A 20,208-nucleotide genomic window follows, 5' to 3' on the forward strand; every position below is an offset into this window, starting at 1 on the left:
GCCATGTGTCGTCTACGTGCCGTAGACGAACTGCCTACTGAAGGAGTGCTTGGTGCCGACGATGGATTACGACGGGTTCGCTGAGGCGTACGCCGCGGACAACGAGGTCAATCTGCTCAACGGCCACTACGAACGGCCGGCGATGCTGGACCTTGCTGGTGACGTGGCCGGCCGTCGCATCCTTGACGTCGGCTGTGGTGCCGGTCCGCTGTCAGCGGCGCTGCGTGACAGAGGCGCGATCATGAGCGGCTTCGACGTGAGCTCGGCAATGATCGAACTGGCCCGCCGAAGGCTGGGGGAGGACGCCGACCTGACCGTCGCCGACCTGGCCAAGCCGCTCCCGTACGCCGACGCCGCATTCGATGACGTCGTGGCCTCCCTGGTCCTGCATTACCTGGAGGACTGGACCGAGCCGCTCGCAGAGCTCCGCCGAGTGCTGAAGCCGGGCGGACGCCTCATTCTGTCGCTGAACCACCCGATCGTTCACACCGCGTTGAACCCCGACGCCGAGTACTTCGACGTCGCCGAGTTCTCGTTCGACGCCGAGCACGCCGGCCGCACGGTCGTCTACACGATCTGGCACCGGCCGCTGCAGGCGATGAGCGACGCCTTCACGGCCGCGGGTTTCCGGATCTCGGTCATCAGCGAGCCACCGATCGCCCCGGACACCCCGAGCGAACTGCGTCCACAGAACCAGCAGCACCCGGCGAGGTTCATCTGCTTCATCTTCTTCGTCCTCGAGGCCTGCTGACCCACCGTTCGTCGTGCGCCGCCTACTGTCCGGCCAGCTTGGCCACGACTGGCGCGAGGGTGTCGGCGAAGTCGGCGCCGATGACGAAATAGGAGAAGCCGATCTCTTCGCGTCGTCGTTCGATCTCTTCGGCGGCTGCCGCGCGGAGCGCTGCGGTGTCGAGGTCGGGTGGCGCCATGAACGGAGCGAGACGATCACCGACGGCGGCGATGTGCTGGGCGAGTTCGATGTCGCGGCGGCCGGCAAAGTCGCGTACCCGGTTAGTGGTTTCGATCCGGTCGTCGTCCGGCGGGAGTACGAACGTGACTGCATCAGCGACCTCGAGCGCCAGCGCCTGCGACTTCGGTCCGCTCACCGCCATGACCACCGGCGTGTGCAGATCGGGGCCGTCGAACGTACGTAGGGCGGCCACGGTCTCGCGCATTCTGGTACGACGCTCAGCGGGGGAGACGGCAGGCAGCCCCAGCTCGACCTCGATCCCGGGTCGGCCGGCGCCGATGCCCATTTCGAAGCGGCCTTCTGTGAGTACTGCGAGTGAGTGAGCCTCCCATGCTGTGCTCCACGGTTCGCGCAGCGCGGCGGCATAGACCCATGAGCCGATCCGCAGGTCAGTCAGCGCGGCCGCGGTTGCCAGCGTGGGGCCAAGCGCTGGTTGCCACGTGGGTACGTCGGGCATCAGTAACGTTGAGTAACCGCTGTCGGCGATGCGCCGTACGCGGTCTTGCCACGCCGGCAGGCCCGAACTGATCGGGGTCACGACCCCGAAGCGGAATGGTCTGGTTGCTCGCGTTGCCTGGTCGGCCATCGTGCTTCTCCTTGAGTCTGCGGGTCTTTTCGGTCCAGTTGCCCTATCCACGAACCGTCCACCCAGAATCCGACAACGGCAGTCTGAACGAGTCTTTCTACTCCCGTGAGGCAACTGGCAGGAGCGGGAGTTGATGAGCCGGGAGTAGGCGGGCGCGAGGGATCGCGGGACCATCATCTGGGGGTGTAGGGCAACAACGGCTTCTCAACGGTCAGGAGGTCTTCGATCGGGCCTAGCCAGCTCGACGGGACGAGCAGCTTGTAGGTAGGCGAGTGGGAGACGACGCTCGACACGCGGAGGTCGGCGATCAGGCTGAGGAGGGCGTTGGCCTGCTCGAAGCCGAGTTGCTGGGCGAACCCGAGGTGGTGGACGGCGTCGGAGATGGCTTGGGTGTAGGCGTCGCTCTCGGTGAAGCGGCTGCAGAGGTGGACGATCGCATTGGGGGTGCGGACGATGGGACGGTGCGCAGAGGTGGCGGGGATCACCTCGACGGTGAGGTCGCACCAGGAGGCGATCTCGATGCCCTGGCCACTCATTTCGCCATCGCCCATTGCGGCGTGCGCGTCGCCGATGACGAACCGGCCGGACCCGATTTCGTCGTAGAGATAGAGGGTCGAGCCGGGGGCGAACTCCTTGGTGTCGAGGTTGCCGCCGTGGTCCCAGGGGTCGGCGATCAGCTCGGGCCGGACCAGGCCGAGCCAGCCGAGCATCGGGACAACTGGTAGGACGTGTTGGCCGTCGAGGATCGCCTGGTCACCGCGGAGTTCGGCGCGGCCGGCGTATTCCTGGTTCGCGGACTCGCGGATGACGCCGCCCCACGGCTCCCAGGGGTTGGTGGTGGTGGCGAAGCCGTAGTGACCGACGGGGTCCAGTTCAAGGGTGCGGAGGTGGAAGGCGAGGGTGTCGCCAGGGCTTACGCCCTCGACGCGGAGTGGGCCGGTCAGGAAGGGGTAGTCCGAACCGGGCCAGGTGCGGATCCGGGTTCTTCGACCGGGCTGAAGAATCGCGGCGTCCGGGAGATCGTGGCAGTCCAGATCGACGGGCGGCGCAGCGATGGGGTCCATCACGGCACGGTAGGACCATCGAAGCGATGTCACAGGTGATTATCACCCATAAGCCAAGCGCCGATAAGCGACATTATGTCAACTAGTAGCCCGATCCTTGACAGCGCGCAGCCTCGGACGGCAGCATGCTGATGCTGCTGATGAGGGCGCGCCGGCACTCGCCGAAGGGGCTATGCCCACCTCGCGACTATTCGAGATGCGCCCATGACGAATCTAGAGAATCTGCGGAAGCAGGCCAGGCAGCTACTGCGCTGGCATCGCGAGCGCAACTACACCGTCGTGCCACGAATCCGTGCTGCGTTGCCGCAGTACCACGGGCTCAGCGATGAACAGATCCTGGCGCAGCGCTTCGTGCTTGCTGACGCGCAGCTTCTGCTGGCTCGCGAAGCTGGATTCGAAACATGGGCCGTGTTCAAGGCAGGAGTAGCCCAGATGCCCCAGGAAGCCGCAGTACCCGACCCCGACGTCCCGGCGCGGCCGGTCCTCACCCAGGCCGAACCACAACTGTTCGTATCCGACATGAACGCAGCCTGTGCGTTCTTCGAACACGAACTGGGTTTCACCGTGGTCTTCACCTACGGCGATCCGCCGTACTACGGTCAAGTACGCCGCGACAACGTCAGCCTCAATCTTCGGTATGTTTGTGATCCGGTGTACAACGGCACCGTTCGAGAAGATGATCAACTGCTCGCGGCGGCGATCAGCGTCGACAATGTCAAAGCCCTCTACAGCGAATACGCCGGGGCTGATGTCGAGTTCCAGCAAACGCTGAAGCGCCAACCCTGGGGTGCGCACCAATTCGTCGTTCGAGACCGCGACGGCAACCTGATCCTTTTCAGCGGCGAGTAGCAGCGGACCTCGGCGTCAACCTGGAAAACCGGCTGAATCTGTGCGCGGCCCGAGCTTAGGGTTCGGATTGATGACCGACCTCCTCGCGCCGCCGCCGGCCCGCACGATGGCCCCGCCACCGCCCGCCGATCCGGCTCGGCGGGTCGATTGGCGACGCCTCCGCGGGCCGGCCTCCGCCCTGGCGCTCGCGGCCGCCGCGGTCGCATCCTTGGGTTCCACGCTGGGCAGCGTGGTGGCCGGACACCTGGCGGCACAGCCCAGCTGGCGGCTGGTCGGACTGCTGATGCTGTGTGTCGTCGGCGGGGCCGTGATCAGCAGCTTCGGCAAGATCATCTGGGTCGGCGTCTCCGATCGGGTCGAAGGCCGGCTCCGCGAGGACGTGCTTCAGGCCGCCCTGCGACAGCCCTTGGCCGTCCTCAACGAACAAGCCGTCGGCGAGATCCTGGACCGGGTCGACGACGACTCCCACGAGGTCGGCACCCTGCTCCGTTCGCAGCTGTGGACGCTGGCGGGAACCCTCTTCGGGACGATCCCGATGTGGATCGTCGCCGGGGTGACCTGGTGGCCTTCCGCTGTGCTCTTCCCGGTGCTGGCCGTGATCATCTGGTACGCCGTTCACAAGCTCCTGCCCGAGGTCGCCAGGCGGAAGGTCATCGAGGAGATGGCCTGGACCGATCACACCGCCGTACTCGAGGAAGGCATCGCCGGGCGCGACGATCTCCGGACGAGCCTGGGCCAGGCGCACGTTCTGGTCCGGGTTGCCCGGCTCTCGGCCGCGGTGCACGAGACGTTCAGCTCGAGGGTCACCGTGGACAGCCGGATCGCCCGTCGGACCGGTGTGCTGTTGCACGGCCTGCTGGCGGCGATCGGCGTCGCCGGGATCGCACTGGCCGTCGACAGCCACCTCACCGTGGCACGGTTGGTGACCCTGTTCCTGGTCACCTCGACCTTCGTCGGACAGATCGCGATGCTCGCCAACAACCTGCCCGGTCTCCAGGCGGGACTCGGCGCCATCACCCGGCTGCGGCAGATGCTGGCCGCCGAACCCGAACCGGAGGGCGGGTCGGACCTGCCGTTGGACGGCCCGGTGGACCTGGAGATCCGCGACCTGGACTTCTCCTACACCGAAGGCACCTTCGCCCTCCGCGACATCAATCTGCGGGTCCGGAACGGTCAGACCATCGCCCTGGTCGGACGCACCGGCTCCGGCAAGTCGACGCTGGCGTCACTGATCTCGCGAGCCGTCGAGCCGCCGCCGCGCAGCGTGTTCCTGGCCGGTCACGATGTCGGCGATCTCGATCTGCAGAAGCTGCGTGCTGCGGTCGGTGTGGTCACCCAGAGGACGGAGATCCTGGCCGGCAGCCTGGCCGAGAACATCGCCCTGTTCAACGACGACCTGCCGAGGCCGGTCATCGAGGCGGCCGTGGTGGAACTCGGGCTCGGTGACTGGGTCGCGGGCCTGCCGGACGGCCTGGACACGCTGCTCGGCCCGGGTGGCACGTCGTTGTCCGCGGGCGAGGAACAGTTGGTGGCGTTCGCGCGACTGCTGGTCCGCGACGTCCGGGTGGTGATCCTGGACGAGGCCACCGCGCGGATGGATCCGCTCACCGAGCGGCTGGTGATCGCCGCGTCGGACCGGCTGCTGTCGGGCCGTACCGGCGTCCTGATCGCCCACCGGCTTTCGACGATCGCCCGAGCGCCGCTGGTCGCGGTCCTCGATCACGGCCGGGTCGTCCAGCACGGAGTTCGTGCTGAACTGGCCGTCTCCCCCGGCCCGTTCCGGGAACTGTTGCTGGCCGGGGGTTCCGGGCCCACGTACGACGCTCAGGATCACCACCACGATCCGGATCCGGATCGTGGGATCGATGCCCCGGGCGAGGCGGTCGGCGGTCGGCGCCGGATCGGCGAACCGCCCGAGCCGGCCGAGGTCGGCACCGGACCGAGTCTCGCCCGCGGCGTCGCGCATACGCTGCTGATCCGTCCGGAATGGAGCGTGGTCGGCGCGCTGCTGTTCCTGTTCGCGGGCCTGACCGGCGCGCAGGGAGCGGTGACCGGTCTGGTCTGGGGCCATGTCGTCGAAGCCCTGCGACACGGGCGGGCGCCGTGGTGGCTCGCCGTGGCCCTGGTGGCGACTCTGCTCACTGCCCCGCTGCTGATGGCCGAAGGCCTCCGGCGCTATCCGCGCCGGTGGGCCGAGGTGATGCTGCGGACGCGGATGTCAGTGCTCTTCGGTCAGACCAGGCAGCACCGACTGACCCGTACGCCACCGGGCGAGGTGGTCGCCCGCTCCATGGACGCCGACCGGATCGCCGTCTACGGCGACCGCTGGGTCGACTTCATCAACGGCATGGTGATCACAGTCGTCACCGCCTTGCTCGGTGGCACCTGGCTCGCAGGCGCCGTGCTGCTGGCCGTGATGGTCTCATCGGCGCTGGCCTCGACCATCGGTCGCCCCGTCGCCGGTCGGTCAGCGGCCGCGGCATCGGCGGCCAGAGCCCGTTTCGGCCGTGTGCTCGTGTCCGCGCTGGACGCGGGCCGGACGATCAAGTTGTCCGCCGCGACGTCGCAGGTGCACACCCATCTGCAGCACGTCGACAGTGGCCGGGTGAGCGCCGCGGTGCGGGAGCACCGGGTGCAAGCCTGCCTGGACGGCATCCCGGTCGTGATGGTGCAGCTCGGCGTGGTGTCGGCCTGGGCGGCGTACAGGGGAAACATCTGGAGCCTGGCCACCGCACTGCTGGTCGCCAACGCCGTCAACGGCTTTGACTACTTCGGACGAGTCGCCAGTACGGTCGTCACCGACGCGCCGGGCACCCGGGCCTGGCAGGCAGAGACCAGCCGCTTCGCCGGAGGCACCGACCTGATGGACCTGCCGCCCGGTGTCGACCTGGTCGCCGGCATCGCGCCCGGACCTGAGCCGGTGCCCCGGACCCGCCTGCGTCGGCTGGAGCTGGCCGACCTCAGCGCGATCCATGACGACGGCACGATCGGCGTCTCCGGCGTCGACCTGACCGTCGAGGCTGGGGAGTTGGTGCTGTTGGTCGGTCAGGTCGGTTCCGGTAAGTCCAGTCTGCTGTCCGCACTGGCCGGGCTGATCGATCATCGCGGCCTGATCCGCTGGAACGGCGAACTCATCGACGACCCGCAACTGTTCCTGCGTCCTGGGCAGGTCGCGCATGTTGCCCAGGTACCCCGGGTGCTGTCGGGCTCCTTCGCCGACAACGTACGGCTGGGGCACGCCCGCGCGTTCGAGGGTCCGGTCGCCGGTGCCCTCCTGGACACCGACGTCGCCACCGCCGGTGGCATGGACGCGCTGGTCGGCCATCGGGGCGTACGGCTCTCCGGCGGCCAGGTGCAACGCCTCGCGCTCGCCCGCGCTCTGGCAACAGATGCGGAACTGCTGCTCGCCGACGACGTCTCCAGCGCCCTGGACGCCACCACCGAGATCGAACTGTGGAAAACCCTGCGAGAGCGCCGCGCCACCGTCATCGGCGCGACCTCGAAACGGGCAGCCCTGGTCCAGGCAGATCGAGTGGTCGTACTGGTCGACGGCGACGTCGCCGCGGTCGGCCCCTGGTCCGAACTCTCCCCGCGGTGGTCCCACCTGGCCGGCTGACCCTCCGCCCCGAGGGGTCAGCTGCACCCTCATACGCCGCGGTGCGCGAGCTCCATACGCAGGGTCTCCGGTCCTCTCGGCCGTACGCCGGGGGCCTGGCAGCTGACGCAGCGCCTGACAGTCGATCAGGGCTTGCGATTGTTCACAATCGACGCGGCGTACGGAACCTTCGAGGAGGACGTGAAGGGCAGCCTCTCCCCCGGCAAGTACGCCAACCTCGTGATCCTCTCGGACAACCCGACGACCGTCGCCGTCGACGCGTTGCTGGACATCCAGGTGCTAGCAACCATCGTCGGCGGACGAGCGGAGTACTGCGCCGACACCGCGCTCTGCTGACTCGTACGAGAAACCGCGCAACAGGTGTCGGATCGGGGCCCAGGTGTTCGTGGCAGAGGTGAGCAGCTGTCCAACCGAGGAGCAATCATGGAGTCCACCGCCCGCCGCCTGCACCGGCTCGTGGAGCCGATCCACCTGGTCGCCTATATGTCCGAGGAGCCGACCGAGGCACTCATGGCGCTCGGCCACCGCAACTACTGGGACGGCTACTTCGCCGGACGGGCCGCGCCACTGGGACGTGTCCCGGCCGAGGTGGTCCACGCGATCTTCTACAACTTCGCGGACGGCGAGGTCGCCCGCCACATCCCCCGCGTCTGGGACACCGCCACTCCCGAGGCAGCGCTCGCCGCTCGTGAGCAGGGCTGCGTCGCCGCGCTGAGGCGGATTCTCGGCGACCTCGCCGACTCCCCCGGCCTCGCGCGTGCCGCCGACCTCGCCACCAAGGCGGCGACGAGCGCCCCGACGGAAGGACGGATCCTGTACGCCGGACTCCGAGCGCTGCCTGTACCCGAGGAGCCCGTGGCGAAGCTCTGGCATGCGGCCACTCTGCTCCGCGAGCACCGCGGAGACGGTCATATCGCCGCTCTGGTCGCCGCGGGCATCGGCGGGACGGAGGCCCACGTACTTCACGCCCTTTTCGATGACATGCCCGCGGAGAAGTTCGGCCGGGTCCATCATCTGCCGGCCGCCCAGCTGGCCGCGGTGGTCGACGGGATGCGCGCCCGTGGCCTCGTGGACGACTCCGGCTGGCTCAGTGACCTCGGCCGGAAGACCAAGGAACAGATCGAGTCCCTCACCGACGACCTCGCCGCACCGCCGTACGACGGCCTGGAGCCGAACGAGCTCGACCAGCTCATCGCGGACCTCGAGCCCATCTCCGCAACGCTCGACGCGGCCGGCTCCCGGTGACTGGGCCCAGAATGTCCTTGAAGAAATGCCCGGAGGCGGTGTCGGATCAGGGCAGAGTTGCACCAGGCGCCCACGACGGGTGCCACCCGAACCACAGGAGATTCCGAGATGCAGTATTTGGTTTCTGTGATCGATGACCAGGCCGGCGTCGAGGTGCGGCCGTTCCGGTGAGTGCGGTCGACGCGCAGCAGGCGATCATCCAGGTCCACCACGAGGAGTGGGCGCGCGTGGTCGCCGCCCTGACCAGGCGCTTCGGCGACCTGGACATCGCCGAGGAGGCAGCCGCCGAGGCGTTCGCTATCGCCGTCGAGCGGTGGCCGGCCGACGGCGTACCCCCGAATCCCGGCGCCTGGCTGACCACCACCGCCAATCGCAAGGCCATCGACCGGATCCGGCGCGAGAGCAAGCGCGACGACAAGCACAAGGAGGCTCAGATCGTGTACGACGACGACCCGCCTGAGCCTCTCGGCGCGATCGACGACGACCGGCTCCGGCTGATCTTCACCTGCTGCCACCCTGCGCTCTCGCTGGAGACCCGGGTGGCGCTGACGCTGCGGATGGTCGGCGGTCTGACCATGCCTGAGATCGCCCGTGCCTTCCTGGTGCAGGAATCCGCCATGGGTCAGCGGATCACCCGGGCGAAGGCCAAGATCAAGGCGGCTCGGATCCCATACCGGGTGCCGTCCGCGGAGGACCTCCCGACCCGCGTGTCCGGCGTACTGTCCGTGCTTTTCCTCGTCTTCAACGAGGGCTACCTCGCGACTGGTCCGGACACCGATCCCGTGCGGCATGAGCTGACCGCCGAAGCAATCCGGCTCACCCGTCTGATCCGTGCCCTGATGCCGGAGGACGGTGAGGTGGCCGGGCTGCTCGCGCTGATGCTCCTCACCGAGGCCCGCCGTACCGCTCGGGTGTCGGCCAGTGGTGAGCTGGTGCCTCTCGACGAACAGGACCGTGGGGCCTGGGACGCGGCGCTGATCGCCGAAGGCCATCAGTTGGTGCGCGAACGCCTAGCGGCCGGGGTGCCTCCGGGTCGCTACCAGATCCTCGCCGCGATCAACGCCGTACACACCTCTGTCCGCGACATCCGCGACACGGACTGGTCGCAGATCGTCGCCCTGTACGACCAACTCATCCGCATCGATCCCTCGCCGATCGTTGCCCTGAACCGGGCCATCGCGGTCGCCGAGCTCGACGGCCCGGAGGTGTCGCTGGCGGCTGTCGACCGTCTCAACGACAAGTTGGCCGGCTACCACGCGTACCACGCGACCCGCGCCGACCTGCTGCGCCGGCTGTGCCGCAGTGAAGAGGCGCGCGCGGCGTACGACAAAGCCATCGAGCTGGCGGGCAACACCGCAGAGACCGCCCACCTGACCCGCCGTCGCGACCAGCTGCGGTAGTTGTCAGGTTGCCTTCCGGGCTGCCTCCTCGACCCTTGACCGGTGCGCCTCCCAGTCGGTGTCGTCGGGTGTGGTGACCGGGCCGGATCCGACCGTCCCGTCCAGCTGCTCGCGCAGGATGTCGGCGTGCCCGGCGTGCCGGTTGGTCTCCCCGACGATGTGCACCATCACGTTGAACAGCTTCACGTGCGGCCGCGGCCACCACGGGACGAACCCCGGTGAGTCGATCGGCAACGCCTCGATCGTCGCGTCGGAGTGGGCCCAGGCGCGCTGGTATCCGTCGACGATGTCGGCGCGGGATTCCTGCTCCGCGACCCACATGTAGTGGTGGTTCGCGTAGCCCGGATCGTCGAACTGGGGCAACCGCTCGGGATACGGCCGGTCGAAGACGCCGCCGAAGTACCGCGCCTCAGACATGGTCAGATGCTTGATCAGGCCGAGCAGATTGGTCCCGGTCTTCGTCAGCGGACGGCGTACGTCGTACTCCGGCAAGCCGTCCAGCTTGAACAGCAGGGACTCCCGCACCCACCGCAGCTCGTCGTGCAGATAGGCCTTGGCAAAGTCATCGATCACGGGGTCAGCGTAGCTACGACGGCCAGGTGAGCTGGCCGCTCACCACGGGAGTCGACCGACGATGGAGGTTAATCGCGTTGCGTGCGATCGGGGGGCGGCTTAGCTTGGCTGCACTCGAGCAGGCTGCAGAGCGGAGATCCGAGCAGATGGCTACTCAACTTGTTGCACTGTCGTTCGATGCACATGATCCGGTCGGGCTGGCTCGGTTCTGGGGCGGCGTACTGGGGTGGAAGTCGGAGGACGAAGCGCAGGGCGCGGTTGCCCTGCTGCCGAGTGACGACACTGGGTTCCGGCTGCGGTTCGTTCCCAGTCAGGAGGACAAGCGCGGGCCGAATCAGGCCCACTTCGATCTGACCAGCCAGTCCCTCGAACAACAGCAGGAGACGGTGGCGCGGGCGCTCTCGCTCGGTGGCCGGCATATCGACATCGGTCAGTTGCCGGAAGAGGAGCACGTCGTACTCGCCGATCCGGAGGGCAACGAGTTCTGTGTGATTGAGCCAGGCAACAACTTCCTGGCCGACTGTGGCTTCATCGGGGCGTTGGCCAGCGATGGTTCGCAGGCGGTCGGGTACTTCTGGAGCGAGGCGCTCGGCTGGCCGTTGGTCTGGGACCAGGACGAGGAGACCGCGATCCGCTCACCGCACGGCGGTCCCAAGATCACCTGGGGTGGTCCCCCAGTGGACCCGAAGCTGGGCAAGAACCGGCTGCATTTCGACCTCGCTCCTGCGGACGGTGGTGAGCTGCAGGTCGAGGTCGACCGCCTCGTCACGCTGGGGGCGAAGCGCATCGACATCGGCCAGGGCGAGGTCGACTGGATCGTGATGGCCGACCCCGACGGCAACGAGTTCTGCGTGGTGCCCGCGGCGTAGTCCGCGCGAAAACTGTCCGGGGCTGGTGGGAGGGTCCTGGGCATGGCGATTCCCAGAGCGGCAGCAGTGGTGATGGACGCGGGCAAGGTGCTGGTGATCAAGCGGTACCTGCGCCACGAACGGGCTGACGAGTGCGTGATGTGCGAGGCGTTCAGCGCGCCCGGTCCGAAGTGCGAGGGCCACGAGTACGCCGTACTGCCTGGTGGGCATGTCGAGGAGGGTGAAACACCGGACGAGGCCGCCCTACGGGAGTTGTGGGAAGAGACGACGCTGACGGCGACGATCGAGCGGCTGCTGTGGACCGGGACGCACAATGGGCGGCCGGCCTATTACTTTCTGGTGGAGAACGTGGAAGGCGTCGCTGAATTGTCCGGGGACGAAGCGGCGGCGCATTGTGAACGCAATAGTTTCGAATTGCGCTGGACGTCGCCGGATCGGCTCGGCGAGTTGGGCCTGCATCCTGCCGACGTGCAGGTTCGGCTGACCGAATTACTCGCGTAGGGCGGCGGCGAGCATGCGGTGGCCTTGTGCCTCGAAGGGTTTGTCGCCGACCTGGTGAGCCCAGACCGTGGTGTTGATGGCTTCGCGGAGTTGGATCCGGTGCCAGGCCGCGGGGTCGCGCGGATCCGAGCCATAGCCGGCGAAGAAGGCAGGCTCCAGCGCTGGGTCGGTGGTGAATTGCTGGACCGCCAGCCGAGCGAAGTCTGAGACCGCCGGTCTGAGATCGGCTCGGCCGAAATCGATGATGCCGACGCACGGACTGGCGGGCATCGCAGCGGTGCTGACAGTCGGTGCCCCCGTCGATCAGCCAATTGCGCGGCTGCCAGTCGCCATGGGTCGGAACCAGAACGGCCGCAGGAGTCGGCCAGGATTCAATCTCTGAACGCAAGCGCGCGGTCAACTCCGGCGCGATCGTGTGCTTCTTGCCCAGGTAGGCAAGGGATCGCCGGTTCTCCCGCGCCTCGTGGGTTTCGTCCGGCACGGCGACCTGGCCGTGGAACGCCGCGAGCAGTTCACCGGCCTGGCGGTAGACATCCGGGTCCCATTCCTGCTCAGTGCCTTGCACCAACACCCCCGGCAGGAACCGCGTGAGGAGAAGCTTGGCCTCCTCATCGGCGTGGACGAGTCGCGGTGCTCTCCCCCGCGTAGTCCACGGCGTCAGCCATTCGCGATGGGCGCGGATCTCCCGGGCGATGTGACCGTCGTTCGCGTCGCCGGCCTTGGCGATGTACCGCTCGCCGTCGAGATGGAGCTCGAGGACGGCGGTCCCGACCAGACCCCAGCTGTGATCTGTCACGACCTCGGCAGCCGGCATCCACTCCTGGAGGAGCTCACGCTGGCGCGCACTGAGTTGCGGAATCACCCGCCGAAGCCTAGCGCAGCGCACAGAAATTCATCGGAAAAACCTGGACGAATTGCGCTGGATGTCTTATCCTGACCAAATGCAGAAAGCGCAGCAGAATTACACTCTACCAACAAACCTATCATCACAAATTCCGGAAATCAAGTCCGATGAATTCTGGCGGCTCGGCGACCGTGTCGTCCGGCGTATCGGATTCGGCACGAAGCGGCTCGCGGGACGCGACGGTGGCGGGGCGGACGTGCAGCAGAAGGCGATCGCGCTGCTGCGCCGCGCGGTCGAGTTGGGCGTCAACCACTTCGACACCGCCGACTTCTACCCGACCTACGGGCAGGAGGGAAACAGCCGCGAGTTCGAGGGGCTCAACTGGGCGAACGACGCGATCTTCCGCGCGTTCGCGCCGTACGACGACAACCTCGTGATCGCGACGAAGGTCGGGCCGACGATCACCGGGCTGGCGCGGCCGGATGAATTGCCGGCACTGGTCGAGAGCAATCTGCGCGCCCTCGGCCGGGACTCGCTCGATCTCGTCTACCTGCGGCAGGCCGGTCTCGACTCGATCGCCGAGCACTTCGGTGTGCTGGCCGAGTTGAGGGCCAAGGGAGTCATCCGGCATCTGGGTCTGTCGAACGTGCGGCTGGAGCACCTCGCGCAGGCTCAGGAGATCGCGCCGGTGGTCGCCGTACAGAACCGGTACGGCGTCGACTTCGGCCGGGTCAATGACGCGATCCTCCAGGCCTGCGGCGACCAAGGGATCGCGTTCGTCCCGTTCTTCGCGCTGACGGCGGACTCGCGCGAGACCGGCGGTGTGAAGCAGACCGACGTGATCGATGAGATCGCCGCGGAACACGGTGCGACGCCGGCGCAGATCCGGCTCGCGTGGACGTTGCGTCGTGGCGGCAACGTCCTGGCGATCCCCGGCACGGGGAACGCGCACCACTTGGAGGAGAACCTGGCGGCCGGCTCGATCAGCCTCTCCCCCGCCCAGCTCGAGGCGCTGGACGCTCTGCCTCAGTCGTAGTACCGGCGGGCGCTGCCGCCGATCGCGGTCACATCGGTGCCGTAGATGTGGACCGAGATCGCGGTGCTGTCCGTCGTGTTGTGCACCCGGTGGATGTCACCGGGCGGAGCGAAGCCGCTCACGTCGCCGACGTGGTTGTCGCTCTGGCCGACGATCCGGAGTTCGGCGTCGAACAGGTCCTCGTGCTCGACGCCCTGGATGACGCCGAACGCACACCAGGTGACGTGGTCATGGATCCGCGTCACCTGGCCGGGTCGCCAGACCAGCGCGATGATCGAGAACGAGCCGTCGGGTTCGACGTGCAGGGTGTGGCTGATGTAGCGCTCGGGCGAGCCGAGCCGCTGCTCGGGAGTCAGTACGTCGGGAGTGGGCAGGTTCCGGCGGAGTTCCTCGGCCACGAGTTGGGCCGTGTCGTGCCAGTCGGCGTGCTGCGCGATGGCGGTGCGGACGCCCGCCACCAGGTCGGTGAGTTGGCTGGTCGGAAGCGTTGTCGTAGTCATGTATTGAGCGTGCCCCCGTCGACCCATAACGTCTAATGCCAAGTCTTTAGGTCATCCATAGATGGAATTGATACATGCTCGATGTCACCAGGCTGCGCGTGATCGACGCCGTCGCGCGCCACGGCTCCGTCACCGCGGCAGCACGCGAGTTGCACTACTCGCAACCGTCCGTCACGCATCATCTGTCCCGACTGGAGGCAGAGACCGGGGCGCAGTTGCTGCAGCGGGTGGGTCGCGGGATCCGGCTCACCGAGGCGGGGCGCATGCTGGCTGCCCGGGCCGCGGAGATCATCGGGCGGATCGATGCGGTCGACGCCGAGCTCGCGGCCCACGTCGGTCTGACCGCGGGCAGAGTCCGCCTCGCCGGCTTCTCGTCAGCGATCGGTGCCCTGGTCCCGGGCGCGGTGGCAGCGCTCTCCGCGCAGCATCCGGGTCTGCGGATCAGCCTGATCGACACGCATCCACCCGAGGCGCTGGAACTGCTCCGCATCGGGACGATCGACGTGGCGATCATCTTCCGGTACGACGAGACCGCGCCGGAACCGGCCGGGATCCGGCTGCACCACCTGCTCGACGACCCGCTCTACGTACTGTCGTCGGACCAGGAGGTCGAGTTGTCCGGACTGCGCGACGCGACCTGGATCGCGGGCTGTGATCGTTGCCGAAGTCATCTTGTGTCGTTGTGCGCGGATGAGGGCTACGAGCCGCAGATCGGCTATACCTCGGACGACATGGTCGTGATGCAGGCGCTAGTGGCAGCCGGCCTCGGCGTCACGACGATGCCCGGGCTCGCTCTTCGCACCCACCATGCCGAGGGGGTGGTCGCGAACGAGCTGCCCGGCTCGCGGCGGCACGTCTACGCCGCCACGTACGGCGAACCACCGGATCCACCCGCGATCGCAGCCCTCCTCACCGCCCTCACCGAGGCAGCCACTCCGTGACGCTGAAGGGAGTGTTGTTCGACCTGGACGGGACGCTGGTCGAGCAGGAGTCAGCGGCTGCCGCAGCGGTCGTCGAGTGGGCGGCCGAACACGGCATCACCGATCCAGACGTCGCCGCCCGATGGGCAGCGGTGTCCGACCGGCACTACGTGCGGTATCAGCGCCGTGAGCTCACCTTCGCCCAACAGCGCCGAAGCCGTGTGCGCGAGTTTCTCGACGTCGACGCGAACGACGAAGAGGCCGATGAGTTGTTCAAGGGATACCTGCAGCGCTACGAAGCGGGGTGGACCCTGTTCGACGACGCCGTGCCTGCCCTCCGCCGGATGCGCGCCGCCGGACTCGCGACGGTCGTGTTCACGAACGGCAACACCGATCACCAGCGGTTCAAACTCGACCGCTTCGGTTTGTCCGACGAGATCGACGTACTGATCTCGTCGGAGATGTTGCCGGCCGGCAAGCCGGATCCACGCGCGTTCCTGCACGCGCTCGACCTACTTCAGCTCACGCCGTCCGAGGCACTGATGGTCGGCGACTCGCTGGAGAAGGACGTGCGGGGCGCGCTCGCCGTCGGGATCGACGCCGTGCTCGTCGATCGGTACGACGAGCATGCCGATGTCGAGGTCCGACGGATCCGATCACTGCACGAGCTCTCGCGGGTCAGCTGAAGTCGACCTCCTTGGTGGGCTGGATGCCGGCGGTGCGACCTGGGGCCGTGTGGTTCTCCCAGTAAAGGTTCGTGTGGGCGATGACCTTGTCCGGCGGCGGAGCGCCCCACTCGGAGAGGTCTTCGGTGGTGTGGGCGTCGGCGACGAGGGTCACGTCGTACCCGCGGACGAAGGCGCCGTGGATCGTGGAGCGGATGCACTCGTCGGTCTGCGCGCCGCTGACGAACAGCCGGCCGATGCCGCCCTTGGCGAGGACGTCCTCGAGGTCGGTGTCCTCGAAGGAATCGGCGAAGGTCTTGTGGACCACAGGCTCGGACTCGTCGCGGTCGAGCTCAGGAACGAGTTGCCACTCGTCGCTGTCCTTGACCAGGTGTTTGCTCGAGTGCTGCACCCAGACGACCGGCACACCGCCCGCACGTGCCTTGCCGACCAGGCTGGAGATGTTCGCGACGACTTGGTCGCGCTCGTGAGTTCCCTCGACGACGCCGTTCTGGACGTCGATCACTACCAGGGCCGTGTTCGGCCTGTCGGACAACGTGGACACGAGCGTCCCTCCCTCTGCTGGCTAGATCGATGACGCTAGACCTGTCCACCGACAGTTTCCGTCGCCCCGCACGCTCGCAACAGCCGGTGGGCGAGTTCCTCGGTCGCCTCGACCAGTTCCGGGCATCCGATCACGCGGTACGGCGTCTGGATCGCGGTCAGCTGGGAGGCGTACCAGTCGGGTTCGTCCGTGCTCGCGGTGAGCCTGGTGCGGTCGGCGTCGATGGCCTCCAGGCGGCCCATGCTGCGGGAGATCCAGCATCTGGCCCGCTCCAGCGGCGCATCGATGACGACCTCGATCTTGTACTTCCAGCCCATCGCCAGGTGCTCCTCGACCAGCGCCAGCGCATCGAGGTCGGCCGGTGGCGTGAACGCTTCGGGCCGGGTTTCGATACCGCGAACTTTGTCGACCCGCAGGATGCGCCGGGCGTTCTTGGCGAGCGACCAGCAGAGCAGGTACCAGCGACCCCGGCGGACGACGACCGCCCAGGGGTCCACCTCCATCGACCACTCCTCGCCCGGGCTCCGCTCGTACCGGAGGACGACCCGCCGGCAGTCGGCGCTGTCCGAGACCAGCTGAGCCGTGATCGCCGGGTCCGGCGTGCGAGCGCCGGGATCCGGTCCGCGGGCGCTGACCCGGCGTACGGCGTCGGTCGAACGGGCGATGGGCTCGGGGAGAACGCGGATGATCTTGCCGAGCGCGACCTCCACCGGATCATCGGCGCCGCGCGGACCCTCGAGCACCGCCATCACCAGCCCGAGTGCCTCGGTCTGGCTGAACATCAGCGGTGCGAGTCGCAGGCCGCGGCCGACCCGGTAGCCGCCGTACGGGCCGCGGACCGACTCGATCGGGATGTCGGCCTCGCGCAGGATCGCGACGTAGCGCCGGGCGGCGCGCTCGGAGACACCGAGCTTGTCCCCCAGTTGGTCGGCCGTGATGCCCGGACTGTTCTGGATCAGCTCCAGCACCATCAGGGTCCGGGCCGTCGGACTCACGTCGTACGCCATACGTCACCATTCCGGAAGTAGTCCGTCCGGAACCGAGGGTAGCGTGCCGCGCATGGACCTGAACACCATGACGGAACTGCCCGCCGCCGGCGACGAGATCCAGACGCTGCTCGGCGTACTCGACCGCAATCGCCGCACCTTCGCCTGGAAGTGCTTCGGGCTCGACGCGGCCGGTATGAACACGCGACTCGCGCCGTCCACGATGACTCTGGGCGGCTTGGTCAAGCATCTGGCACTGGTCGAGGACGACATGTTCTCGAACCGTCTGTTCGGACGGGATCCCGGCGTGCCATGGAACGCCGTGGACTGGGACGCTGACCCGGACTGGGAGTGGCGGACCGCGGCCGACGACTCCCCCGAGGAGTTGCAGGCGTTGTGGGAGGCCGCTGTGGAGCGCGCCCACGCGTCGGTGGCCGAGGCACTGGCCGACGGCGGGATGGGCAAGGTCGGCAAGACGGACGACGGGCAGAACCTGCGCCGGATGGTGGCGGACATGATCGAGGAGTACGCGCGACACACCGGCCACGCCGATCTGATCCGCGAATCGATCGACGGCCTGGTCGGAGAGGGCCAACCGCTGCCGCAGTAAGTGCTCACTCGGTGAGCGGTTTGTCTGCGAGCATGAAGGAGTGCGCGCGGATCGACTGGTGGCTGTCTTGCTGCTGATGCAGGCTCGGGGCCGGGTGACCGCTGCCGAGGTGGCCGGCGAACTCGAGATCTCGGTCGCGACCGCGCGGCGCGATCTCGAGGCGCTGTCCACCGCGGGCATCCCGGTCTATCCGCAGCCCGGTCGCAACGGTGGCTGGCAACTCATCGGCGGCGCCCGTACTGATCTCAGCGGACTGACTGCCACCGAGGCACAGGCGTTGTTCCTGCTGGTCGGTCCGGCCGCCTCGATCGCACCCGATGCGAAGGCAGCGCTGCGGAAGCTGGTGCGGGCGCTGCCAGACACCTTCCGCGAACACGCGCAGGCGGCGGCCGAGGCGGTGGTGATCGACCCGGCGCGCTGGGGCGAGCACGTGAAGGAGCGACCGGAGCTGGTGCGTCGGTTGCAGGATGCCGTCGTACGGCGGCTGAAGGTGCGGCTCGAGTACGGCGGACGCGGGCGTGATCCGTCGGAGCGAGTGGTCGATCCACTCGGGCTCGTGGACAAGGACGACGTCTGGTACTTGATCGCGTGGACCGAGAGGGGTCAGCGGACGTTCCGGGTCGATCGGGTCGCGTCGGCGGAGGTGACCGCGGAGACGTTCGAGCGGCCGGCCGACTTCGATCTGTCCGCCGCCTGGGAAGACATCGTCGACCGGATGGAGGAACGGCGGTCCGGTCTGACGGCGACCGTGCTGATGGACGAGCGGTTCGTCTGGGTGATGCAGGACCGGCTCGGGCGCAACTGCGAGGTCGACGGCATGGAGGGCGACCGGGCGCGGCTGAAGGTGACCGCGCCGACTCCCCTGATGATCGCGCAGCATCTGGCCGGCTGGGGCGGCTCGATCGAGGTGGTCGATCCGCCCTCGGTGCAAGCAGAGCTGGCGCGACTCGGCCAGGAACTCGCCGACCGCTACAGCGAGATCTGATACAGGATGAAGCCGCGGTTCTCGGCGACCTGGTCGTAGAGGCGGCGAGCAGTCGCGTTGCTCTCGTGCGTCGACCAGTAGACCCGGCCGCACCCGCGCTCCTTCGCCCAATCGGTGACGGCGGCAATCAACGCCCGAGCCGCACCCTTCCCCCGCGCTTGCGAAGCGGTGAACAGGTCCTGCAGATAGCAGGAGTCCGGCGCCGTCGTACTCGCGTGGGTCAGGAAGTGCGCGATGCCGACCAGTTGCCCGTCGAGCCGCGCGCCGAGCGCGTGGATCTCGTCGGCGCGCCGGAACCGCGTCCAGGCCTGGTCGAAGAACTCCGGTGGCATCGTGCGTCCGTAGAACTCGTTGTACCCGGCAAACAGTCGCTGCCAGTCGTCACGGTCGGTAGGTTCCAGCGGGCCGATGGTGAGCATGGCGGCACGCTGCCACACCGATGGCCCGGATGGCCCGGTGGGGTGAGTAGGGTGCCTGGGTTTGGTGTCCCTCTCGATTCTCAGGAAGCGTCCGTGACCACATCACCACCGCAACCGCCGCAGAATCCGTACCCCGGTCAGCCGGGCGGTTACGGACCTCCGCCGGAGCAGTTCCCCCAGTACACCCAGCCCGAGCAGCCGACCCAGCCGCCTGGGCAGTACCCAGGCCCACAGCCGGTCCAGGCCTACCAGCAGCAGCCATTCCACCAGGCGCCGCAGCAGCCAGGTCAGCAAGGCCAGTTCCCGCCACCAGGTCAGCAGGCTCCACAGGACCACTTCGCGCAGCAGCCGCTGCCGGCGTACCCCGGCGCGCAGATGGGTCTGCAGTGCCGGTTCTGTGGTTCCTTCCCGGCGGTCGAGGCGACCGTGCGCGGGCACCAGGGCCTGATCATCCTGATGCGGTTCCTGAAGCTGCAGGGACCGTTCTGCCGGACCTGCGGTATCGCGACCGTCCGGGACATGACCTCGAAGAGCCTGTGGCAGGGCTGGTGGGGTATCGGGTCGTCGATCATCAACCCGATCACGATGCTGATGAACATCGGCCCGATGCAGAAGTTCAAGAGCCTGCCCGAGCCGGCGCCGGGTGCGCCGGGCCGGCCGATGGATCCGGGCAAGCCGCTGTTCCGGCGCCCGGCGATCCTCGGTCTGCTGCTCCCGATCCTGGTGATCGCCGCGATCGTGATCGCCAACCTCAGTACGACCACCACCTCGGAGGCCGCCGTCGGTCAGTGCGTGGTGAACAACGGCACGGCGGACGACCCCGACGTCAAGGTGGTCGACTGCACGTCGTCCGAGGCGGCGTACAAGATCATCGGCAAGCTCGACGACAGCACGGACGACTCCCAGTGCGACCAGTTCGAGGGCGTCGAGGCGTCGTACACCGTTGAGAGGGGCTCCACGAAGTACACGCTCTGCCTGGCGCCGGTCTGATCAGCGAGGGGCCGG

General features: G+C 67.8%; 22 protein-coding genes and 1 pseudogene. 14 read left to right on the forward strand and 9 right to left on the reverse strand.

Translation table 11 applies throughout. From position 1 onward, the window contains the following. Window positions 1-61: 61 nt before the first annotated feature. Window positions 62-751: a class I SAM-dependent methyltransferase gene (locus tag E0H73_RS18405; protein ID WP_202867467.1), complete on the forward strand. Its 690-nt coding sequence runs from the start codon at window positions 62-64 to the stop codon at window positions 749-751. Between the two features lie 22 nt (window positions 752-773). On the opposite strand, the gene E0H73_RS18410 is transcribed toward E0H73_RS18405, so the two are convergent. After that, window positions 774-1,556: an LLM class flavin-dependent oxidoreductase gene (locus E0H73_RS18410; protein ID WP_131357499.1), complete on the reverse strand. Its 783-nt coding sequence runs from the start codon at window positions 1,554-1,556 to the stop codon at window positions 774-776. Window positions 1,557-1,729: 173 nt separating this feature from the next. After that, a complete protein-coding gene (locus E0H73_RS18415; protein WP_131357502.1) occupies window positions 1,730-2,620 on the reverse strand; it encodes an acetamidase/formamidase family protein in 891 nt (296 codons plus the stop codon). 204 nt (window positions 2,621-2,824) lie between these two features. On the opposite strand from E0H73_RS18415, the gene E0H73_RS18420 reads away from it, so the two are divergent. The 5 genes from E0H73_RS18420 (at window position 2,825) to E0H73_RS18440 (ending at window position 9,730) form a co-directional block, all read left to right on the forward strand. Further along, window positions 2,825-3,469, forward strand: a complete 645-nt coding sequence (locus tag E0H73_RS18420) for a VOC family protein (RefSeq protein ID WP_131357505.1) — start codon at window positions 2,825-2,827, stop codon at window positions 3,467-3,469. A 70-nt stretch (window positions 3,470-3,539) separates the two neighbouring features. Next, window positions 3,540-7,085, forward strand: coding sequence for an ATP-binding cassette domain-containing protein (locus tag E0H73_RS18425; RefSeq protein WP_131357508.1), 3,546 nt, complete (start codon window positions 3,540-3,542; stop codon window positions 7,083-7,085). A gap of 114 nt (window positions 7,086-7,199) precedes the next feature. Beyond that, window positions 7,200-7,421 carry an amidohydrolase family protein gene (locus tag E0H73_RS45885; RefSeq protein WP_272949136.1) on the forward strand — a complete coding sequence of 74 codons (222 nt, stop codon included), beginning with the start codon at window positions 7,200-7,202 and terminating at the stop codon, window positions 7,419-7,421. Window positions 7,422-7,508: 87 nt separating this feature from the next. Further along, window positions 7,509-8,330: an SCO6745 family protein gene (locus E0H73_RS18435; protein WP_131357514.1), complete on the forward strand. Its 822-nt coding sequence runs from the start codon at window positions 7,509-7,511 to the stop codon at window positions 8,328-8,330. Window positions 8,331-8,497: 167 nt separating this feature from the next. Beyond that, complete coding sequence (locus E0H73_RS18440; protein WP_131357517.1) at window positions 8,498-9,730, forward strand: RNA polymerase sigma factor; 1,233 nt, start codon at window positions 8,498-8,500, stop codon at window positions 9,728-9,730. Between the two features lie 3 nt (window positions 9,731-9,733). Here the strand turns inward: E0H73_RS18440 and E0H73_RS18445 are convergent, their stop codons facing one another. Further along, a complete protein-coding gene (locus E0H73_RS18445; RefSeq protein WP_131357520.1) occupies window positions 9,734-10,303 on the reverse strand; it encodes a DinB family protein in 570 nt (189 codons plus the stop codon). 146 nt (window positions 10,304-10,449) lie between these two features. Here E0H73_RS18445 and E0H73_RS18450 point away from each other — a divergent pair, with 146 nt between their 5' ends. Further along, window positions 10,450-11,172: a VOC family protein gene (locus tag E0H73_RS18450; protein ID WP_131357523.1), complete on the forward strand. Its 723-nt coding sequence runs from the start codon at window positions 10,450-10,452 to the stop codon at window positions 11,170-11,172. Between the two features lie 42 nt (window positions 11,173-11,214). Then, the gene (locus E0H73_RS18455; RefSeq protein WP_131357526.1) at window positions 11,215-11,673 is read left to right on the forward strand and encodes an NUDIX hydrolase; all 459 of its coding nucleotides are present in this window, start codon (window positions 11,215-11,217) and stop codon (window positions 11,671-11,673) included. On the opposite strand, the gene E0H73_RS46600 is transcribed toward E0H73_RS18455, so the two are convergent. Both E0H73_RS46600 and E0H73_RS48410 read right to left on the reverse strand, forming a co-directional pair. Continuing rightward, complete coding sequence (locus tag E0H73_RS46600; protein WP_202867440.1) at window positions 11,662-11,943, reverse strand: phosphotransferase; 282 nt, start codon at window positions 11,941-11,943, stop codon at window positions 11,662-11,664. The genes E0H73_RS18455 and E0H73_RS46600 overlap by 12 nt on opposite strands. 82 nt (window positions 11,944-12,025) lie before the next feature. Then, a pseudogene (locus tag E0H73_RS48410) lies at window positions 12,026-12,487 on the reverse strand (aminoglycoside phosphotransferase/kinase family protein); the annotation flags it as partial. Between the two features lie 127 nt (window positions 12,488-12,614). On the opposite strand from E0H73_RS48410, the gene E0H73_RS18465 reads away from it, so the two are divergent. Beyond that, a complete protein-coding gene (locus tag E0H73_RS18465) occupies window positions 12,615-13,553 on the forward strand; it encodes an aldo/keto reductase (RefSeq protein ID WP_131357529.1) in 939 nt (312 codons plus the stop codon). Here the strand turns inward: E0H73_RS18465 and E0H73_RS18470 are convergent. Next, entirely contained in the window at window positions 13,544-14,053 is a 510-nt protein-coding gene (locus tag E0H73_RS18470; RefSeq protein WP_131357532.1) for a cysteine dioxygenase family protein, read from the reverse strand. The two genes, E0H73_RS18465 and E0H73_RS18470, sit on opposite strands and share 10 nt — an antisense overlap. A gap of 74 nt (window positions 14,054-14,127) precedes the next feature. Here E0H73_RS18470 and E0H73_RS18475 point away from each other — a divergent pair, with 74 nt between their 5' ends. Next, the gene (locus E0H73_RS18475) at window positions 14,128-14,994 is read left to right on the forward strand and encodes a LysR family transcriptional regulator (protein WP_131357535.1); all 867 of its coding nucleotides are present in this window, start codon (window positions 14,128-14,130) and stop codon (window positions 14,992-14,994) included. After that, window positions 14,991-15,659, forward strand: coding sequence for an HAD family hydrolase (locus E0H73_RS18480; protein ID WP_202867441.1), 669 nt, complete (start codon window positions 14,991-14,993; stop codon window positions 15,657-15,659). The genes E0H73_RS18475 and E0H73_RS18480 overlap by 4 nt, the downstream gene beginning before the upstream one ends. On the opposite strand, the gene E0H73_RS18485 is transcribed toward E0H73_RS18480, so the two are convergent. Together E0H73_RS18485 and E0H73_RS18490 are read right to left on the reverse strand one after the other, a co-directional pair. After that, the gene (locus E0H73_RS18485; RefSeq protein WP_131357538.1) at window positions 15,652-16,203 is read right to left on the reverse strand and encodes a cysteine hydrolase family protein; all 552 of its coding nucleotides are present in this window, start codon (window positions 16,201-16,203) and stop codon (window positions 15,652-15,654) included. The genes E0H73_RS18480 and E0H73_RS18485 overlap by 8 nt on opposite strands. Window positions 16,204-16,238: 35 nt before the next feature. Continuing rightward, window positions 16,239-17,210, reverse strand: coding sequence for a helix-turn-helix transcriptional regulator (locus tag E0H73_RS18490; RefSeq protein ID WP_131357541.1), 972 nt, complete (start codon window positions 17,208-17,210; stop codon window positions 16,239-16,241). 52 nt (window positions 17,211-17,262) lie between these two features. On the opposite strand from E0H73_RS18490, the gene E0H73_RS18495 reads away from it, so the two are divergent. Then, on the forward strand, window positions 17,263-17,799 hold the full coding sequence (locus tag E0H73_RS18495; protein WP_131357544.1) for a DinB family protein: 537 nt from the start codon (window positions 17,263-17,265) through the stop codon (window positions 17,797-17,799). Window positions 17,800-17,857: 58 nt separating this feature from the next. Then, the gene (locus E0H73_RS18500; protein ID WP_238164071.1) at window positions 17,858-18,784 is read left to right on the forward strand and encodes a helix-turn-helix transcriptional regulator; all 927 of its coding nucleotides are present in this window, start codon (window positions 17,858-17,860) and stop codon (window positions 18,782-18,784) included. On the opposite strand, the gene E0H73_RS18505 is transcribed toward E0H73_RS18500, so the two are convergent. Beyond that, the gene (locus tag E0H73_RS18505) at window positions 18,769-19,203 is read right to left on the reverse strand and encodes a GNAT family N-acetyltransferase (protein WP_131357550.1); all 435 of its coding nucleotides are present in this window, start codon (window positions 19,201-19,203) and stop codon (window positions 18,769-18,771) included. The two genes, E0H73_RS18500 and E0H73_RS18505, sit on opposite strands and share 16 nt — an antisense overlap. A 93-nt stretch (window positions 19,204-19,296) precedes the next feature. Between E0H73_RS18505 and E0H73_RS18510 the strand changes: the two genes are divergently transcribed. Next, window positions 19,297-20,193 (forward strand): LppU/SCO3897 family protein, encoded by an 897-nt coding sequence (locus E0H73_RS18510; RefSeq protein ID WP_131357553.1) that lies wholly within the window; start codon window positions 19,297-19,299, stop codon window positions 20,191-20,193. Window positions 20,194-20,208: the final 15 nt, after the last annotated feature.

The sequence above is a fragment of the Kribbella pittospori genome (assembly GCF_004331465.1).
GTDB lineage: Bacteria > Actinomycetota > Actinomycetes > Propionibacteriales > Kribbellaceae > Kribbella > Kribbella pittospori.

Coding starts and splice junctions, on each gene's coding strand:
- E0H73_RS18410 (WP_131357499.1), bottom strand. CDS start 1,556: ATGGCCGACCAGGCAACGCGAGCAACCAGACCATTCCGCTTCGGGGTC.
- E0H73_RS18490 (WP_131357541.1), bottom strand. CDS start 17,210: ATGGCGTACGACGTGAGTCCGACGGCCCGGACCCTGATGGTGCTGGAG.
- E0H73_RS18455 (WP_131357526.1), top strand. CDS start 11,215: ATGGCGATTCCCAGAGCGGCAGCAGTGGTGATGGACGCGGGCAAGGTG.
- E0H73_RS18450 (WP_131357523.1), top strand. CDS start 10,450: ATGGCTACTCAACTTGTTGCACTGTCGTTCGATGCACATGATCCGGTC.
- E0H73_RS18495 (WP_131357544.1), top strand. CDS start 17,263: ATGGACCTGAACACCATGACGGAACTGCCCGCCGCCGGCGACGAGATC.
- E0H73_RS18435 (WP_131357514.1), top strand. CDS start 7,509: ATGGAGTCCACCGCCCGCCGCCTGCACCGGCTCGTGGAGCCGATCCAC.
- E0H73_RS18415 (WP_131357502.1), bottom strand. CDS start 2,620: ATGGACCCCATCGCTGCGCCGCCCGTCGATCTGGACTGCCACGATCTC.
- E0H73_RS18505 (WP_131357550.1), bottom strand. CDS start 19,203: ATGCTCACCATCGGCCCGCTGGAACCTACCGACCGTGACGACTGGCAG.
- E0H73_RS18405 (WP_202867467.1), top strand. CDS start 62: ATGGATTACGACGGGTTCGCTGAGGCGTACGCCGCGGACAACGAGGTC.
- E0H73_RS18470 (WP_131357532.1), bottom strand. CDS start 14,053: ATGACTACGACAACGCTTCCGACCAGCCAACTCACCGACCTGGTGGCG.
- E0H73_RS46600 (WP_202867440.1), bottom strand. CDS start 11,943: ATGCCCGCCAGTCCGTGCGTCGGCATCATCGATTTCGGCCGAGCCGAT.
- E0H73_RS18465 (WP_131357529.1), top strand. CDS start 12,615: ATGCAGAAAGCGCAGCAGAATTACACTCTACCAACAAACCTATCATCA.
- E0H73_RS18475 (WP_131357535.1), top strand. CDS start 14,128: ATGCTCGATGTCACCAGGCTGCGCGTGATCGACGCCGTCGCGCGCCAC.
- E0H73_RS18420 (WP_131357505.1), top strand. CDS start 2,825: ATGACGAATCTAGAGAATCTGCGGAAGCAGGCCAGGCAGCTACTGCGC.
- E0H73_RS18425 (WP_131357508.1), top strand. CDS start 3,540: ATGACCGACCTCCTCGCGCCGCCGCCGGCCCGCACGATGGCCCCGCCA.